Raw genomic sequence first — 16,675 nt, forward strand, 5'->3', positions numbered from 1 at the left:
TTAGTGAAAGGGTGGTGCCAGGACGTGGTCGAGTACCGGATCGACCGGCGCAGCGGCGTCGCCACCTACCTCCAGATCGTCCAGCAGACCAAACAGGCCCTCCGCCTGGGCCTGCTGGAACCCGGCGACAAACTGCCCACGGCACGCGAGGTCGTCGAAGCCACCGCCATCAACCCGAACACGGTGCTCAAGGCCTACCGCGAGCTGGAACGGGAGGGCCTCGTCGAGGCCCGCCGGGGCCTCGGCACCTTCGTACGGAAGACCCTGGGCAGCGCGGCCCCGGCCGACTCCCCGCTGCGCGGCGAGCTCGCCGACTGGGCGGCCCGCGCCCGCGCGGCCGGTCTGGAGCGGGACGACGTGACGGCGCTCTTCACTTCCGTACTGGAACAGCTCTACGAGGGGGACGACTCATGACCAGCGCGCTGGAGGCCCACGGCCTCGCCAAACGCTACGGCCGGCGGGCCGCCGCGCTACAGGACTGCGCCTTCCGGCTGCCCGCCGGACGGATCTGCGCGCTCGTCGGCCCCAACGGCGCCGGCAAGTCCACGCTCCTCGCCCTGGCCGCCGGACTGATACGGCCGACCGCCGGCACGGTCCGGGTCCTCGGCACCGATCCGGCCTCCGCCCGCGAGCGGGTGGCGTACGTCGCCCAGGACAAGCCCCTGTACCCGCAGCTCACCGTCGCCGAGACGCTCCGCATGGGCCGCGAGCTCAACCCCGGCCGCTGGGACGCCGAGGCCGCCGAGCGGATCGCCGGCCCGCTCGACCCCGCCGCCCGCGTCCGCGGCCTCTCCGGCGGCCAGCGCACCCGCGTCGCGCTCGCCCTGGCGCTCGGCAAGCGCCCCGAGCTGCTCCTGCTCGACGAGCCGATGGCCGACCTCGACCCGCTCGCCCGCCACCAACTGATGGGGACGCTCATGGCGGACGCGGCCGAGCGCGGCACGAGCGTCGTGATGTCGTCGCACATCCTCAGCGAGCTGGAGGGCGCCTGCGACTACCTGTTCCTGGTCGACGGCGGCCGCATCCGCCTCGGCGGCGGCATCGACGACATCCTCGCCGCCCACACCCTGATCACCGGCCCCGTCGCCGACCTCGCCCCGCACACGGTCGTCGAGTCCCGCGTCACCGGCCGCCAGCTCACCGCGCTGGTCCGCCAGGACGGCCCGGTCGACGACCGTTCCTGGCAGACCATGGAACCCACCTTGGAGGAAGTGTTGCTGGGCCATCTCCGCTCCCCCGACGCCCCGCCCCTGCTCACCCCGAGCGCGGAAGCCCTCGGCGCGGAGGGGGTGACCGGGGCGTGAGCTCGCTGACGACGGCCCGTACCGACCGGGCCCGTACCCACCGGGTGGCGGCCCGCCAGCACCGGCGGGCGCTGTGGGTGACCCTGGCGCTGCTCGCCCTGGCCGCGGCGGTCACGGCCGGGCTGCGCTGGTGGGTGGCCGGGTCCATGGACGAGGCCCGCTGTTTCATGGGCGAGGCCGAGGCGTGCGGCAAGCAGCTCTTCGGGACCTGGAAGACCCCGCAAGGCGTCCTGGCTCTGGTGCTGGAGCGGTCCTTGTTCGTGCTGATGGCGGTCCCGCCCCTGATCGGCGCCTTCGTCGCCGGCCCGGTGCTCGCCCGGGAGCTGGAGAGCGGTACCTACAAGGTCGCCTGGGCGCAGTCGGCCACCCCGGCCCGCTGGCTCGCCTCGAAACTCGTCCTCGCCGCCGCCCTGGCGGCCACCACGGCCACCGTGCTCACCGCCGTGTTCCGCTTCGGCCGGGTGCCGGTCCGCTACGAACCGAACCTGAGTTGGTCCGACCTGGGCGCCTACGAGCTGATGGGCCCTGCCCTGGGCGCCTACTGCCTGCTCGGGGTCGCCGTCGGGGCGCTGGTGGGCCTGCTGGTCCGCCGTACCGTCGCCGCCATGGCCACGACGGCGGCCGTCATCGGCACGGTGCTGCTGGGCTTCGGGTCCCTCCGCTGGGAGCTCTGGCCGTCGGTGCACGCGAGCGGTCGCGGCGCGGATCTGGCGCTCGGCCTGTCGGACCTGCCCCCCGACGTCCTCCTGCTCCGCTCCGGCTACGTCACCACGGACGGGCAGCGGCTCCATCCCGACACCTGTCTTCAGCCGAGCGGCGACACCCGGTGTCCCCCGGACGTCACCGGCTGGTACGCCGACTACCACCCCGCCTCGCACTTCTGGCCGCTCCAGCTCGTCGAGACCGGCATCGTCCTCGCCCTCGCGGCCCTGGCCACCCTGCTCGCGTTCCGCGTGCTGCGCCGCCGGCACGCGTGACCGGACGGGGGGCGGACGGCCTGGACGGGGGTCCGGCCGTCCGCCCCCGGCACGTCACGTCGTCGTTACCGACCATTCAGACACGCTTGCGAAGCTCGGCGAATGAAGCCCGCCGTGTCCGCGGCCCGCTCCGACGCGCTTGACCAGCCCATCGCGCGGAAGAATGGTGCCATGAGCCAGCAGCCCGCCGAGGTCCAGGTCCCGCACTCCCAGCCGTCCGTCGGCTCCATAGCCGCGCACCGGCCGCACACCGTGGCGCACGTGCCCGTGTCCGATCTGGCGCGGGATCTCGACGCCGATCTCGACTCGTACGAAGAGGACGGCACCGGCGCCGAACTGCCCGCCGGCCGGTTCCTGGACCGGGAACGAAGCTGGCTGGCGTTCAACGAACGGGTGCTGGAGCTTGCCGAGGACCCGGCGACGCCCCTCCTCGAACGAGCGAACTTCCTCGCGATCTTCGCCTCGAACCTGGACGAGTTCTTCATGGTCCGGGTCGCCGGCCTCAAGCGCCGGATCGCCACCGGTGTGGCCACCCGCTCCGCGTCCGGCCTCCAGCCCCGCGAGGTCCTCGACCTGATCTGGACCCGCTCCCGGGAGCTCATGGCCCGGCACGCGGCCTGCTTCCAGCAGGACATCGCCCCGGCCCTGGCCGACGAGGGCATCCACCTCATCCGCTGGCCCGAGCTGACCGAGAAGGAGCAGGCGCGGCTCTTCACGCTGTTCCGCCAGCAGATCTTCCCGGTCCTCACCCCGCTCGCCGTCGACCCCGCGCACCCCTTCCCGTACATCTCCGGCCTCTCCCTCAACCTGGCCGTCGTCGTGCGCAACCCCGTCAGCGGCCACCGCCACTTCGCACGCGTGAAGGTTCCGCCGCTCCTCTCCCGCTTCCTCGAAGCGTCCCCGCAGCGCTACGTCCCACTGGAGGACGTCATCGCCGCGCACCTGGAGGAGCTGTTCCCGGGCATGGAGGTGCTGGCGCACCACATGTTCCGGGTGACCAGGAACGAGGACCTGGAGGTCGAGGAGGACGACGCCGAGAACCTCCTCCAGGCCCTGGAGAAGGAGCTCATGCGGCGCCGCTTCGGGCCGCCGGTGCGCCTGGAGGTCGAGGAGTCGATAGACCCGTACGTCCTCGACCTGCTCGTGCGCGAGCTGAAGGTCTCCGACGCCGAGGTCTACCCGCTGCCCGGCCCGCTGGACCTGACCGGCCTGTTCGGGATCTCCGCCCTGGACCGGCCCGAGCTGAAGTACCCCAAGTTCGTCGCCGGGACGCACCGCGACCTGGCCGAGGTCGAGTCCGCCTCCGCGCCCGACATCTTCGCCGCGCTGCGCGAGCGGGACGTGCTGCTGCACCACCCCTACGACTCGTTCTCCACCTCCGTCCAGGCCTTCCTGGAGCAGGCGGCCGGCGACCCCGACGTCCTGGCGATCAAGCAGACCCTGTACCGCACCTCCGGCGACTCCCCGATAGTCGACGCGCTCATCGACGCCGCCGAGTCCGGCAAGCAGGTCCTCGTCCTCGTCGAGATCAAGGCCCGCTTCGACGAGCAGGCCAACATCAAGTGGGCGCGCAAGCTGGAGGAGTCGGGCTGCCACGTCGTGTACGGGCTCGTCGGCCTGAAGACCCACTGCAAGCTGTCGCTCGTCGTCCGCCAGGAGGGCGAGACGCTGCGCCGCTACAGCCACGTCGGCACCGGCAACTACCACCCCAAGACCGCCCGGCTGTACGAGGACCTCGGCCTGCTGACCGCCGACCCGCAGGTCGGCGCCGACCTGTCCGACCTGTTCAACCGGCTGTCGGGCTACTCGCGCCGCGAGACGTACCGCCGCCTCCTCGTCGCGCCCAAGTCGCTGCGGGACGGCCTGATCTCACGGATCAACAAGGAGGTCGTCCACCACCGTGCCGGGCGGCCCGCCTACGTCCGCATCAAGGTCAACTCGATGGTCGACGAGGCCGTCATCGACGCCTGCTACCGGGCCTCGCAGGCAGGCGTGCCGGTGGACATCTGGGTGCGCGGCATCTGCGCCGTACGGCCGGGGGTGCCGGGCCTGTCGGAGAACATCCGGGTCCGCTCGGTCCTCGGACGGTTCCTGGAACACTCCCGGATCTTCGCGTTCGGGAACGGCGGTGAGCCCGAAGTCTGGTTCGGCAGCGCCGACATGATGCACCGTAACCTCGACCGCCGCATAGAGGCGCTGGTACGGGTCTCCGACCCGGCCCACCGCGCGGCCCTCAACCAACTGCTGGACACCGGCATGGCCGACACCACCTCCTCCTGGCACCTCGGCCCGGACGGGGAATGGACGCGCCACGCGACGGACCAGGACGGCCAGCCGCTGCGGCACGTCCAGCAGATGCTGATCGACGCGCGGAGGCGCCGACGTGCTCAACCCTGACCACATCCCGGCCGGTTCCGCGGGCGAGGTCCTGGCGCCCTACCTCCACGCCAGGGCGGCGGACTTCCTCCGCAGCCTGCGGCTCCACGGCGAGTGCGGCGCGGACACGGCGGGCTCCGAGGACGCCACCCGGGCACTGCGCGCCGCCGCCCGCCGCATCAGCGGCACGCTGCACACCTTCCGGCCGCTGCTGGACGCCGCCTGGGCGGACCAACTGCGTACGGAGCTGGCGTGGTTGTCGGGCACCCTGGCGGCCGAGCACGCCTGTACGTCACGGCTCGTCCGGCTCGTCGACGCGCTGGCCCGGCTCACGGGCGGCGCGGCGACCGTCCCGGCGGCCAGGCGCGGCGGCTCGGGCGGCTCCGGTGGCTCCGGCGCGGAAGCCCTGGCCGTGGGCGCGGCGCGGGCGGGGGCGCTGCTGGAGCGGCAGCTCACCCTGGCCCGGACCCGCGCCCACTCGGCCGCGCTCCAGGCGCTGGGCTCGTCCCGGTTCCACGCGGTCGCCGACGCGGTCGCGCTGCTCGCCTCGGAGGTACCGCTGGGCCCCGCCGCGGCCGCGCCGGCCGCCGAGGTGCTCGGGCCGCCCGCGGAGGTCGTCGAGCGGCGCCTGCTGGACGCGGTGGCGGCCCTCCCGATGGCCCCGGCGGTGGGCGGTGAGCAGCTCGACGGGCCGTGGCACCAGGTGCGGCTCCTGCTGCGGCTGCACCGGTACGCGGGCGAGGTCCGGGGCACGGAGCCCGTGCTGTACGAGGCGGGCCGGGCGCTGGACCGCCACCGGGACGCCGCCGAGGCGGCCGCCGCCGCCGCGACCGCCGCACGGACGCCGCGCATCGCCCCCGCGACGGCGTACGCGCTCGGTGTCCTGCACGCGGACCAGCGACACGACGTGGAAGCGGCCCGGCACGCCTTCCACCACGCCTGGCGGCGTACGGCGGTGACGACGTGATCCGCGCCGCCGGCTGCGTGCTGTGGCGCCGCTCCCCCTCCGGGGAGGGGATCGAGCTTGCGGTGATCCACCGCCACAAGCACGCCGACTGGTCGCTGCCGAAGGGCAAGCTGGAGGACGCCGAGGACGCACGGGAGGCGGCCCTCCGCGAAGTGCTGGAGGAGACCGGCATGACGTGCACCCTGGGCGCCGAGCTTCCCACTGCCCGGTACGAGGTCGCCGACGGCCGCGCCAAGGAGGTCCGCTACTGGGCGGCCGAGGCGACCGGCGGCGCCTTCGAGCCCAACCACGAGGTGGACCGGCTGGACTGGCTGTCCCCCACCGACGCCCGGGCGCGCCTCACGTACGACCAGGACAAGGAGATCGTGGCGGCGTTCCTCGCCACGACGGCGACGGACTGACCCGGCCGCACCCGCACACCGGGGTATGCGGGTGCGGCCGGGCGGTTGGTCCTACTTCCAGGCGCAGTGGACGTGCGTGTCGTGGCCCGGGTCGCCGGGGCCGAGGATCTGATCGGCACCGAGCTTGCTGCAGGCCGCCTCCACGGCCTTGTGCTGCGAGCCCTTGTTGCCGACGTGGATCCCGTTGATGTAGTTGATGTCCACGGCGAGGCCCCTGTAGTGCCGGGAGCCCGCGCTGTGCTCGCCGCCGACGAACTCCGACACCCCGATGCGGAAGCCGTACTGCGTGTTGAGCTTCAGAAGACCGCTCAGCATGCGGGTGTCGAGCGGCACCCGGCGGTTGGGCACGTGACCCCACGGGCTGGTCATCGCGCCCAGGCCGTTGGCGGTGTCGACGATGTTGTTGCGGGCACTGGACTGAACGTGCTTGCCGCCGACGTGGGTGGTGGCGAAGGAGAAGGCCTTGTTGGCCACGATCTGCTGGGCGATCGAGGCGCGGTCGCCGTTGCCGGGCGTTCCGCCTCCGCCGCCCAGCAGCTTCGACCAGGTCTGCGGGCCGACGACGCCGTCGGCGGCGAGCCCGGCGGACTTCTGGAAGCTCTTGACGGCGGCCTCCGTACCGGCGCCGAACGCGCCGTCCACGGTGAGCTTGTGACCGCGCGCGACCAGCAGGGTCTGCGCGGCCTTGACGGCCGGGCCGTTCGCGCCGGGCTTGAGAACGGTCACCAGCTCGGACCAGGTCTGCGGGCCGACGATGCCGTCCGCCGTGAGGCCCTTCGCCTGCTGGAAGGCCTTCACCTTGGCTTCGGTGGCCGGGCCGAACTGGCCGTCCACGTCCAGGGTCTGGCCGTGGGAGATGAGCAGGTGCTGGAGCGCGTTGACCTCGGCTCCCGTGTCGCCCTCGTTGAGGATCGGCCCACTGACGGCGGCAGCGGCGGCGGCCTGTACGGCGGCGGTGACGGCCGTGGCGGGCTGTGCGACGGGCGCCGCCTGGGCGGCGGTGGCGAGGGGCGCGGCGAGGGCGGTCGCGGCGGCGACGACGGTGATCAGGCGCGCGGTGCGGTTCATGGACATGGGTGACTCCTTGGGATGTGTCGTTTGTACGGGGAAGTTCAGGCGCGGGCGAGGAGCGCCCGCCAGGTCAGGGGGCCGGCGACACCGTCGGCGGTGAGTCCGGCGGACTTCTGGAAGGCCTTGACGGCGGCCTCCGTGCCGGCTCCGAACGCGCCGTCCACCTCGGCCGCGTGGCCGGCGGCGGTGAGCTGGTGCTGGAGCGCCTCCACGGCCTTGCCGCCGGCACCGGTCGTCAGCGTCGGCACGAGGGCGTCCCAGGTGTGGGCGCCGACGATGCCGTCGGCCTCCAGCCCGGCGCTCCGCTGGAACGCCTTCACCTGCGTTTCGGTAGCCGGGCCGTAGGCGCCGTCCGCCTCGGTGGTGTGGCCCTTCGCGGACAGCAGGAGCTGGAGGGTGGTCACGTCCACGCCGCTGTTCCCGGCACGCAGCACGGGCCACTGGTCGTACTGCGGCGGCTTCCACGTACCGGTCGTCATGGCCCGCAGGTCGGCGAGGCTGCCGCGGAAGACGTTGCGGTCGCCCACGCCGGGGATGCCGGGCGTGGTCCCCTTCTCGGTGTGCTGCCAGAACGTCCACGCCCCGGCGCCCGGCACCGGCTGCGGCTCGGTGGCGCCGCTTTCGTACCGCGCCAGCCACAGCGGATACCCGGCGAACACACCGCCCTTGCCGCCCATGCACTCGTTCACGAAGGAGGCGCGGGTGTAGACGATCGGCGTGACGCCGAAGGACTTGCGGAGCTCGTCGAGGAACACCTTGAGCTGATCGGCGCGCAGCTCCGGCGGGCACACCTCCTTGCCGTTCCGCTGCACCATCTCCACGTCGAGCACCGGCGGCAGTTCTCCCGCACGGTTGCCCTGGTAGCCGGCCGCGCGGGCGGTCGTGACGAAGTGCCGCGCCTGGGCGAGCCCGTCCGTCGTGCTCTTCGGGTCGAAGAAGTGGTACGGCGCGCGCAGCAGCGACGTCTTCGACGCGGCCGCGAAGTCCCGCTGGAACCACTTGTCCTGGTACGTCGTGCCCTGCGTGGCCTTCATGAAGGCGAAGCTGTTCGTCTTGGCGACGAGCGGCCAGTCGATGGGCGTCTGCTCCGCCTTCCCGTGGTTGTAGTGGCTGGTGTCCACACCGACGACGGGGAAGGCGGAGGGCGCCGCCGCCTGTGCGGGCGCGGGCAGGACACCGAGGGCACCGACCGCCGCGGCCAGAGCAGCGGTCGCACGGGCCAGGCGTCCTCGTACACGTGACGTCGACAAAGTGATCTTCATCCCTTCGTGGAGTGGCAAAGCACAGGCCGAAGCAGCCCGGTACCGGGGAGTGGAGAGAGGGGTGGGGCGGGGCCGTCCTGCCGCCGCGCTCCTCACCTTGCAGCAAGATCACGGACGCTCAGTAGCATCTGCCCATGCAGGTTGATGCGTCTCATGCATCGGCCCTATGCAGCGCTTTGACCAGCGCTTATGCACAGAACGATCAAGGGGGGAACCTTGAACGCAACAGCCCGGGACGAGGAACGGCCAGGGGCGGCCCTGGCGCAACTGCTGCGGAGCTGGTGGGACGACTCCGCGCGGGACGGCCGCGACAAGCCCACCCAGCAGACGCTCGCCGCGTACGTGGGCGTGGACCAGACGACGCTGTCCCGCTACCTCAACCCCCGGCACTCCTCGACCGCGCCGCCGCGGGTCGTCCAGCTCCTCCACACGCGCCTGAACGCCCCGGCCGCCGACCTGGACCGGGCGCGCGCGCTGCTGGACGCCGCCGCGAACACGGCGCCGGCGAGGAAACGCACGCGGACGGAGGAGCTGGAGCCCGTCTCCCTGAGCACGCCTCCCGGCGACGGCGGCGCCCCTGCCGCCGCGTCGTCCGGGCGCCTACCGGCCGTCGTACTGAGCTGCGTGCTGTGCGTCCTGTTCATCGGCCTCGGCGTGTGGTGGACCACCTCATCGGCCCGGGGCGGCGACGAGACCCCCGAGGCCCCGCGCCCCACCGCCTCCGGCACCTCGGGCACCTCGGGCTGGCCGCTGGCCCAGGAGGGCGACCGGTACTGGGAGGCCCGCACCGTGCAGTACCTGCTGCGGGCACACGGCTACGACGTGGAGGCGGACGGCATCTTCGGGAAGCGGACGACGGCGGCCGTGAAGCGGTTCCAGACGTCGCGGGGTCTGGTCCCCGACGGCAAGGTGGGGCCCCGTACCTGGCCCGTGCTGATCACGGCGGTCGACTCCCGGTCCCAGGGCCCCTCGGTCGAGGCCATCCAGTGCCTGCTCACCAACGCGGGGCAGCCGACCGATGTCACCGGCAGGTTCACCGCGGCGACGCGTCACGCGCTGGAGACGTTCCAGCGCACCCACGGCCTGCCCGTCACCGGCGAAGCCCGCGAGGACACCTGGCGCACCCTGATGTCCGCCCAGCTCCCACCGATCCGCTCCACCCCCACCCCGTAAGCCCCACCCCGTAGGCCCCGGCCCCCGTCCCGGCAGGGCGCCCCCTGCCGGGCCCCCGGACACCAGGGCCCGCCCCCGCACCGGCGGGCACCGCCCCCTCACCCCTCCGGGCTAATCCGGGCCTCCGCATCCGCCACCCACGGGGGTGGCCCAGGTGCGGCACCGGGCCGGGCGCGCACCGGCGTACGACCCCGTTCCACCGCGTCCCGCCGCCCTGCCCGGCCCGCAGCACACCGCCGCGCCCCCGCACAAGAGGCCCCGGCCCGGGGGCGTCGCGCGCACGACAATGGGCTCACCACGGCTTCCGTCACGGTTCACCTGCCGTTCACTCTCCCCCGTCGGCCACGTCACCTGTTCTGCCTAATTTCGGCATTACCCGGTGAACGGCACCGCTCCGTACAGCGCGCCGCCCACCACCTACTCCCCGACACACGCCGCCGTACGACACCACCACGGACCGGCGGCTTCTGGAAGGAACACCCGAAAGTGAAGCTTCAGCGCAAGAACGGGCTTCGCGCCACCGCGCTCGGCGCCCTCGCCGTCTCCGGCGCCCTGGTCCTCACGGCGTGTGGTTCGGACGACAACACGGGCGCGGCCGACGGCGGCAAGAAGACCGGGGCCACCTCGAACATCAAGTGCGACGACGCCAAGGGCCAGCTCCTGGCCTCCGGCTCGTCCGCGCAGAAGAACGCCATGGACCTGTGGGTCAAGAACTACATGGCCGCCTGCCCCGGCGTGGAGATCAACTACAAGTCCTCCTCCTCCGGTGAGGGCATCATCGCCTTCAACCAGGGCACCGTGGGCTTCGCCGGCTCCGACTCCGCGCTGAAGCCCGACGAGGTCGCCGAGTCCAAGAAGATCTGCAAGACCGGCCAGGGCATCAACCTCCCGATGGTCGGCGGCCCGATCGCCATCGGCTACAACCTGCCCGGCGTGAAGGACCTCGTCCTCGACGCCCCCACCATCGCCAAGATCTTCAACGACAAGATCAAGAAGTGGGACGACCCGGCGATCGCCAAGCTCAACCCGAACGCCAAGCTCCCGAGCACCGCGATCCAGGCCTTCCACCGCTCCGAGGACTCCGGCACCACCCAGAACCTCGGCAAGTACCTCGGCAAGGCCGCCAAGGCGGACTGGCCCTACGAGGCCGAGAAGAAGTGGCCCGCCCCCGGCGGCCAGGCCGCGTCCGGCTCCTCCGGCGTCGCCGCCCAGGTGAAGCAGTCCGAGGGCGCCATCGGCTACTTCGAGCTGAGCTACGCCACCTCGCAGAACATCCCGACCGTCCAGATCAACACCGGCGCCTCCGCCCCGGTCGCGGCCACCTCGGAGAACGCCTCCAAGGCCATCGCCGCCGCCAAGGTGAAGGGCACCGGCAAGGACCTGGCGCTCGACCTCGACTACACCACCAAGGCCGAGGGCGCGTACCCGATCGTCCTGGTGACCTACGAGGTCGTCTGCGACAAGGGCAACAAGGCCGACACCCTCGGCACCGTCAAGTCCTTCCTGACCTACACCTCCTCGGAGGAGGGCCAGAAGGTGCTGTCCGACGCCGGCTACGCCCCGATCCCGGCCGAGATCAACGCCAAGGTCCGCGAGACCGTCAACGGCCTGTCGTAACCGTACGCAAGGCCGGCCCGGCCACTCGCCGGGCCGGCCCCCACCCCTCCGGTGCACCGCCGCCAGGGGAGCCGCCACCGCGGACTTCCCCCACACAGACCGGAAAGATCATGGCTATAACGACTGACAACGCACCGGCTCCGCCGGTAGCCGGGAAGCCGGGCAGCACCTCCACCGGCCGCGCGGGCGACAAGATCTTCCTCGGCCTCTCCCGGGGCTCGGGCATCCTGCTGCTGGTGATCATGGCGTCGATCGCCGTGTTCCTCACCTACCGCGCCTCCCTCGCCCTCTCCGAGAACGAGGGCAACTTCCTCACCACCTTCGACTGGAACCCGGCCGGCGACCCGCCCGTCTTCGGCATCGCGGTCCTGCTCTTCGGCACGGTCGTGAGCTCGATCATCGCGATGGTGATCGCGGTCCCGATCGCCGTCGGCATCGCGCTGTTCATCTCGCACTACGCGCCCCGCAGGCTGGCCGCGCCCCTGGCGTACGTCGTCGACCTGCTGGCCGCCGTGCCGTCGATCATCTACGGCATCTGGGGCGCCCTCTTCCTCGTCCCGTACCTGGAGGGCCTGAACCTCTGGCTGGACCAGTTCCTCGGCTGGACGTACGTCTTCGAGAAGACCGAGGTCGGCGTCGCCCGTTCCCTGTTCACCGTCGGCATCCTGCTCGCGATCATGATCCTGCCGATCGTGACCAGCGTCAGCCGTGAGGTCTTCCTCCAGGTGCCGCGCATGAACGAGGAGGCCGCCCTGGCCCTCGGCGCCACCCGCTGGGAGGTCATCCGCCTCTCCGTGCTGCCCTTCGGCCGCTCCGGCGTCATCTCCGCCTCGATGCTGGGCCTCGGCCGCGCGCTCGGCGAGACGATGGCCGTCGCGACGGTCCTCTCCCCGAGCTTCGTGATCTCGCTGCACCTGCTCAATCCGGGCGGCGGTACGTTCGCCCAGAACATCGCCGCGAAGTTCGACGAGGCCAATGAGCTCGGCCGGGACGCGCTGATCGCCTCCGGCCTGGTGCTCTTCGTCCTCACCCTGCTGGTCAACGGCGCGGCCCGCCTGATCATCGCGCGCCGCAAGGAGTACTCGGGGGCGAACGCCTGATGAGCAACGCAATCCAGGACGCGGCCCCCACCCAGGCCCGCCCGGGCCACGACAGCCTGAGCCACCGCCGTATGCCGCGCTGGGCGCCGGCCGGCTTCGCCGCCGTGTCCATCGCCCTCGGCGTGGGCATCGGCACGGCCACCGGCCTGCACAGCCGCATCCAGTGGGGCCTGATCGCGGCCGCCCTGTTCGTCGTCATCTCCTACGTGGCGACCTCGGTCGTCGAGAACCAGCGCCAGGCCAAGGACCGGCTCGCCACCAGCGTCGTCTGGGTGTGCTTCGTCCTCGCCGTCGTACCGCTGCTGTCCCTGATCTGGGTGACGGTCAGCCGGGGCATCAAGGTCCTCGACGGGTACTTCCTCACCCACTCGATGGCCGGTGTCCCCGGCTTCGAGGCCGGCGGCGGCGTGTACCACGCGCTGGTCGGCACGCTGGAGCAGGTCGGCCTCGCCACCCTCGTCTCGGCGCCGATCGGCCTGCTGACGGCCGTCTACCTCGTCGAGTACGGCAAGGGCGCGCTCGCCAAGGCCGTGACCTTCTTCGTCGACGTCATGACGGGCATCCCCTCGATCGTCGCCGGCCTGTTCATCCTCTCGATCATGCTGATCGCGGGCCTGGCACCGTCCGGCCTGATGGGCGCGCTCGCGCTGGCGATCCTGATGATCCCGGTCGTGGTCCGCTCCACGGAGGAGATGCTCAAGCTCGTGCCGAACGAGCTGCGCGAGGCCGCGCTCGCCCTCGGCGTACCGAAGTGGCGCGTCATCCTCAAGGTGGTCATCCCCACCGCGATCGGGGGTATCACCACTGGTGTGATGCTCGCGATCGCCCGCATCGCCGGTGAGACCGCCCCGATCATGCTGCTGGTCTTCGGCAGCCAGCTCATCAACACCAACCCCTTCGAAGGTGCCCAGTCCTCGCTCCCCTTCTACATCTGGGAGCAGTACAAGGTCGGCAGTGAGGCGTCGTACGACCGCGCCTGGGCCGCCGCCCTCGTCCTGATCGCCTTCGTCATGCTCCTCAACCTGGTGGCCCGCGGCATCGCCCGCTGGAAGGCCCCGAAGACCGGCCGCTAAGGCCACCTGGAAGTGATTGAAATGGCCAAGCGAATCGACGTCAGCGGCCTCACCGCCTACTACGGCTCCCACAAGGCGATCGACGACATCTCCATGACCGTCGAGCCCCGCTCCGTGACGGCCTTCATCGGCCCGTCCGGCTGCGGCAAGTCCACCTTCCTGCGCACCCTGAACCGGATGCACGAGGTCACCCCCGGTGGCCGCGTCGAGGGCAAGGTGATGCTGGACGACGAGAACCTGTACGGCAGGGACGTCGACCCCGTCGCCGTGCGCCGCACGGTCGGCATGGTCTTCCAGCGCCCGAACCCCTTCCCGACGATGTCGATCTTCGACAACGTGGCGGCGGGTCTGCGCCTCAACGGCAAGTACAAGAAGGCCGAGCTGGCCGAGGTCGTCGAGCGCTCCCTCAAGGGCGCCAACCTCTGGAACGAGGTCAAGGACCGCCTCAACAAGCCCGGCTCCGGCCTCTCCGGCGGTCAGCAGCAGCGCCTGTGCATCGCCCGCGCCATCGCGGTCGAGCCGGACGTCCTGCTGATGGACGAGCCCTGCTCGGCGCTCGACCCGATCTCCACGCTCGCCATCGAGGACCTGATCAGCGAGCTGAAGGAACGGTTCACGATCGTCATCGTCACCCACAACATGCAGCAGGCCGCCCGCGTCTCCGACCGCACGGCCTTCTTCAACCTGGCGGCCGTCGGCCAGCCGGGCAAGCTGGTCGAGATCGACGACACGGAGCGCATCTTCTCCAACCCGTCGGTCCAGGCGACCGAGGACTACATCTCCGGCCGCTTCGGATAGTCACCCGGAACTCCTTGCGGTGCTGCATGGCGGTGCCACCGCAAGGCAAAGGGCCCGCCCCTTCTCCCAGGGGGCGGGCCCATCCGTTTACCTGCCGTGGGGGTCCGGGGGGCAGAGCCCCCGGACCAGAACGTCACCCGAAGAACAACCGCACCACGAAGAAGCTCGCCGCCGCGACCAGCGCCGCCGCCGGCATCGTGATGAACCACCCCAGGATGATGTTCTTCGCGACACCCCACCGCACCGCGTTCACCCGCTTCGTCGCGCCGACGCCCATGATCGCCGACGTGATGACGTGCGTCGTCGAGATCGGCGCGTGGAACAGGAACGCCGAGCCGAACATGATCGACGCCCCCGTCGTCTCCGCGGCGAACCCCTGCGGCGGGTCCAGCTCGATGATCTTGCGGCCCAACGTCCGCATGATGCGCCAGCCGCCCGCGTACGTACCGAGCGACAGCATCACCGCGCAGGCGACCTTCACCCACACCGGGATGGGGTCCCCGGCCTGCTCGACGTCGGCGATGACCAGGGCCATCACCACGATGCCCATGGTCTTCTGGGCGTCCTGGAGGCCGTGACCGAGCGCCATGCCGGCCGCCGAGACCGTCTGCGCGATACGGAAGCCCCGCTTGGCCTTGTGCGGGTTCGCCTTGCGGAAGATCCACATGATCCCGCACATCACCAGGTAGCCGACCACCAGGCCGACCACCGGCGAGATGAACATCGGGATGACGATCTTGTCGACGACGCCCGACCAGATGACCTGCGTACCGCCCGCCAGCGCCGCGCCCACCATGCCGCCGAACAGCGCGTGCGAGGACGACGAGGGCAGGCCGAAGTACCAGGTGATCAGGTTCCAGACGATCGCGCCGACGAGGGCCGCGAAGAGAATGCCCATGCCGCGCTGGCCCTGGGGCGTGGCGATCAGGCCCTCGCTGACGGTCTTGGCGACGCCGCTGCCCAGGAAGGCACCGGCGAGGTTCATCACCGCGGCCATGGCGAGCGCCGCGCGCGGGGTCAGCGCCCTGGTGGAGACGGACGTGGCGATGGCGTTCGCCGAGTCGTGGAAGCCGTTCGTATACGTGAAGCCGAGCGCGACACCAATGGTCACGACCAGTGCGAAGGTGTCCACGAAGCTCAGGACTCCTTGACCGCGATGGTCTCCACCGTGTTGGCCACGTGCTCGAACGCGTCGGCGGCCTCTTCCAGCACGTCCACGATCTGCTTCAGCTTGAGCACCTCGATGGCGTCGTACTTGCCGTTGAAGAGGTGGGCGAGCAGCTTGCGGTGGATCTGGTCCGCCTGGTTCTCCAGCCGGTTGACCTCGATCCAGTACTCGGTGAGGTTGTCCATCGTGCGCAGGTGGGGCATCGCCTCGGCGGTCAGCTCGGCCGCCCGCGCCAGCACCTCGATCTGCTGCTCCACACCCTTCGGCAGCTCCTCCACGTTGTAGAGGACGACGAGGTCGACGGCCTCCTCCATGAAGTCCATGATGTCGTCGAGCGACGACGCGAGGGAGTAGATGTCCTCGCGGTCGAACGGCGTGATGAAGGAGGAGTTGAGCTGGTGGAAGATCGCGTGGGTCGCGTCGTCGCCCGCGTGCTCCGCTGCCCGCATCCGCTCCGCGATCTCGGCCCGGGCGGAGGGTTCCGCTCCGAGCAGTTCCATCAGGAGCTTGGAGCCCGTGACGATGTTGTCCGCGGACGCGGAGAACATGTCGTAGAAGCTCGTCTCCCTGGGGGTCAGACGAAATCGCACGTGGGGTCCTCTAGGTGCATGGGTTTCGGTCAGGCTGATGCTAGGCGCATCATCCGGCCACGGCTAACCGGCGTCATTCAGTGTCGCCCATCAGGCACAGTGAACAGAACCGGGCCCCGCCACCTTCGGCCAAGGATCGGTACCATATACCCATGAGGGGTATACATGCCCCTTACGTGACAACGGGAGGACGCGATGACGACCACCGAGGCGGCCGGCCTTCCGGTCGAAGGGCAGGACGTGGACCACGACCACGGCGTGCACGGGTACCACAAGCAGAAGAGCGAACACCTCAAGCGTCTGCGCCGCATCGAGGGCCAGATCCGGGGCCTTCAGCGCATGGTCGACGAGGACGTCTACTGCATCGACATACTCACGCAGGTCTCCGCGTCCACGAAGGCCCTGCAGTCCTTCGCCCTCCAGCTCCTGGAGGAGCACCTCCGCCACTGCGTCGCCGACGCCGCCGTCAAGGGCGGTGACGAGATCGACGCGAAGGTCGAGGAGGCGACGAAGGCGATCGCCCGCATGATGCGGACCTGACCGTCCCCCTCGGCCGCTCACCGGGGCGCGGCAGACCCGCCGCGCCCCTCGGGTATGACCTTCAGCACCTCGTCGATGAGGTCCGCGCTGAGCCGCTCCCCGTCCGCGGCGGACGCCGCGATCATCAACTCACCGCACAGCTCGATCTCGGCGAGGGCCACGTGGTCCTGGACTGTCGTCGGAGTGGGCGGGGCCACGCGCATCACCTCTTCCTGCCGGTGTCGGCTTCCTAGCGTAGGGAGCGCTGCACGCACCGCG

The 16,675-nt window shown here is 71.1% G+C and carries 17 protein-coding genes; 12 read left to right on the top strand and 5 right to left on the bottom strand.

The window, feature by feature from the left end:
* The first annotated feature begins 24 nt into the window (after positions 1 to 24).
* From AB0J57_RS17515 to AB0J57_RS17540, 6 genes are all read left to right on the top strand, one after another.
* Positions 25 to 414, top strand: a complete 390-nt coding sequence (locus AB0J57_RS17515; protein ID WP_366129041.1) for a GntR family transcriptional regulator — start codon at positions 25 to 27, stop codon at positions 412 to 414.
* The gene (locus tag AB0J57_RS17520; protein WP_366129043.1) at positions 411 to 1,304 is read left to right on the top strand and encodes an ABC transporter ATP-binding protein; all 894 of its coding nucleotides are present in this window, start codon (positions 411 to 413) and stop codon (positions 1,302 to 1,304) included. The genes AB0J57_RS17515 and AB0J57_RS17520 overlap by 4 nt, the downstream gene beginning before the upstream one ends.
* Entirely contained in the window at positions 1,301 to 2,281 is a 981-nt protein-coding gene (locus AB0J57_RS17525) for an ABC transporter permease (protein ID WP_366129044.1), read from the top strand. Before AB0J57_RS17520 ends, AB0J57_RS17525 begins: the two co-directional genes overlap by 4 nt.
* 171 nt (positions 2,282 to 2,452) lie before the next feature.
* On the top strand, positions 2,453 to 4,678 hold the full coding sequence (locus AB0J57_RS17530) for an RNA degradosome polyphosphate kinase (protein WP_366129045.1): 2,226 nt from the start codon (positions 2,453 to 2,455) through the stop codon (positions 4,676 to 4,678).
* Positions 4,665 to 5,624, top strand: a complete 960-nt coding sequence (locus AB0J57_RS17535) for a CHAD domain-containing protein (RefSeq protein ID WP_366129046.1) — start codon at positions 4,665 to 4,667, stop codon at positions 5,622 to 5,624. The genes AB0J57_RS17530 and AB0J57_RS17535 overlap by 14 nt, the downstream gene beginning before the upstream one ends.
* Positions 5,621 to 6,025, top strand: coding sequence for an NUDIX hydrolase (locus AB0J57_RS17540; RefSeq protein WP_366129047.1), 405 nt, complete (start codon positions 5,621 to 5,623; stop codon positions 6,023 to 6,025). Before AB0J57_RS17535 ends, AB0J57_RS17540 begins: the two co-directional genes overlap by 4 nt.
* A 51-nt stretch (positions 6,026 to 6,076) precedes the next feature.
* Here the strand turns inward: AB0J57_RS17540 and AB0J57_RS17545 are convergent, their stop codons facing one another.
* On the bottom strand, positions 6,077 to 7,099 hold the full coding sequence (locus AB0J57_RS17545) for a peptidoglycan-binding protein (RefSeq protein ID WP_366129048.1): 1,023 nt from the start codon (positions 7,097 to 7,099) through the stop codon (positions 6,077 to 6,079).
* 38 nt (positions 7,100 to 7,137) lie between these two features.
* On the bottom strand, positions 7,138 to 8,346 hold the full coding sequence (locus AB0J57_RS17550; protein WP_366129049.1) for a GH25 family lysozyme: 1,209 nt from the start codon (positions 8,344 to 8,346) through the stop codon (positions 7,138 to 7,140).
* A 228-nt stretch (positions 8,347 to 8,574) separates the two neighbouring features.
* Here AB0J57_RS17550 and AB0J57_RS17555 point away from each other — a divergent pair, with 228 nt between their 5' ends.
* From AB0J57_RS17555 to pstB, 5 genes are all read left to right on the top strand, one after another.
* Positions 8,575 to 9,531 (top strand): peptidoglycan-binding protein, encoded by a 957-nt coding sequence (locus AB0J57_RS17555; protein ID WP_366129050.1) that lies wholly within the window; start codon positions 8,575 to 8,577, stop codon positions 9,529 to 9,531.
* A 486-nt stretch (positions 9,532 to 10,017) separates the two neighbouring features.
* A complete protein-coding gene (gene pstS / locus AB0J57_RS17560) occupies positions 10,018 to 11,148 on the top strand; it encodes a phosphate ABC transporter substrate-binding protein PstS (RefSeq protein ID WP_366129051.1) in 1,131 nt (376 codons plus the stop codon).
* A 110-nt stretch (positions 11,149 to 11,258) separates the two neighbouring features.
* Positions 11,259 to 12,248: a phosphate ABC transporter permease subunit PstC gene (pstC, locus tag AB0J57_RS17565; protein ID WP_366129052.1), complete on the top strand. Its 990-nt coding sequence runs from the start codon at positions 11,259 to 11,261 to the stop codon at positions 12,246 to 12,248.
* Positions 12,248 to 13,321, top strand: coding sequence for a phosphate ABC transporter permease PstA (gene pstA / locus AB0J57_RS17570; protein WP_366129053.1), 1,074 nt, complete (start codon positions 12,248 to 12,250; stop codon positions 13,319 to 13,321). Before pstC ends, pstA begins: the two co-directional genes overlap by 1 nt.
* Positions 13,322 to 13,342: 21 nt before the next feature.
* Entirely contained in the window at positions 13,343 to 14,119 is a 777-nt protein-coding gene (gene pstB, locus AB0J57_RS17575) for a phosphate ABC transporter ATP-binding protein PstB (protein WP_366129054.1), read from the top strand.
* Positions 14,120 to 14,252: 133 nt separating this feature from the next.
* Here pstB and AB0J57_RS17580 read toward each other — a convergent pair whose 3' ends face one another.
* Both AB0J57_RS17580 and AB0J57_RS17585 read right to left on the bottom strand, forming a co-directional pair.
* Positions 14,253 to 15,251: an inorganic phosphate transporter gene (locus tag AB0J57_RS17580; RefSeq protein WP_366129055.1), complete on the bottom strand. Its 999-nt coding sequence runs from the start codon at positions 15,249 to 15,251 to the stop codon at positions 14,253 to 14,255.
* A gap of 5 nt (positions 15,252 to 15,256) precedes the next feature.
* Positions 15,257 to 15,877, bottom strand: coding sequence for a DUF47 family protein (locus AB0J57_RS17585; RefSeq protein WP_366129056.1), 621 nt, complete (start codon positions 15,875 to 15,877; stop codon positions 15,257 to 15,259).
* 195 nt (positions 15,878 to 16,072) lie between these two features.
* Here AB0J57_RS17585 and AB0J57_RS17590 point away from each other — a divergent pair, with 195 nt between their 5' ends.
* Complete coding sequence (locus tag AB0J57_RS17590) at positions 16,073 to 16,417, top strand: metal-sensitive transcriptional regulator (RefSeq protein WP_366129058.1); 345 nt, start codon at positions 16,073 to 16,075, stop codon at positions 16,415 to 16,417.
* A 17-nt stretch (positions 16,418 to 16,434) separates the two neighbouring features.
* Here AB0J57_RS17590 and AB0J57_RS17595 read toward each other — a convergent pair whose 3' ends face one another.
* Entirely contained in the window at positions 16,435 to 16,620 is a 186-nt protein-coding gene (locus AB0J57_RS17595; protein ID WP_366129059.1) for a hypothetical protein, read from the bottom strand.
* Positions 16,621 to 16,675: the final 55 nt, after the last annotated feature.

Origin of the sequence: Streptomyces sp. NPDC049837 (genome assembly GCF_040674455.1) — a bacterium.
In the GTDB taxonomy this organism is placed as follows: domain Bacteria; phylum Actinomycetota; class Actinomycetes; order Streptomycetales; family Streptomycetaceae; genus Streptomyces.

Excerpts from the sequence above, each read along its gene's own strand:
- AB0J57_RS17595 (WP_366129059.1), bottom strand. The coding sequence starts at position 16,620 with ATGCGCGTGGCCCCGCCCACTCCGACGACAGTCCAGGACCACGTGGCC.
- AB0J57_RS17545 (WP_366129048.1), bottom strand. The coding sequence starts at position 7,099 with ATGTCCATGAACCGCACCGCGCGCCTGATCACCGTCGTCGCCGCCGCG.
- AB0J57_RS17590 (WP_366129058.1), top strand. The coding sequence starts at position 16,073 with ATGACGACCACCGAGGCGGCCGGCCTTCCGGTCGAAGGGCAGGACGTG.
- AB0J57_RS17530 (WP_366129045.1), top strand. The coding sequence starts at position 2,453 with ATGAGCCAGCAGCCCGCCGAGGTCCAGGTCCCGCACTCCCAGCCGTCC.
- pstC (WP_366129052.1), top strand. The coding sequence starts at position 11,259 with ATGGCTATAACGACTGACAACGCACCGGCTCCGCCGGTAGCCGGGAAG.
- pstA (WP_366129053.1), top strand. The coding sequence starts at position 12,248 with ATGAGCAACGCAATCCAGGACGCGGCCCCCACCCAGGCCCGCCCGGGC.
- AB0J57_RS17520 (WP_366129043.1), top strand. The coding sequence starts at position 411 with ATGACCAGCGCGCTGGAGGCCCACGGCCTCGCCAAACGCTACGGCCGG.
- pstB (WP_366129054.1), top strand. The coding sequence starts at position 13,343 with ATGGCCAAGCGAATCGACGTCAGCGGCCTCACCGCCTACTACGGCTCC.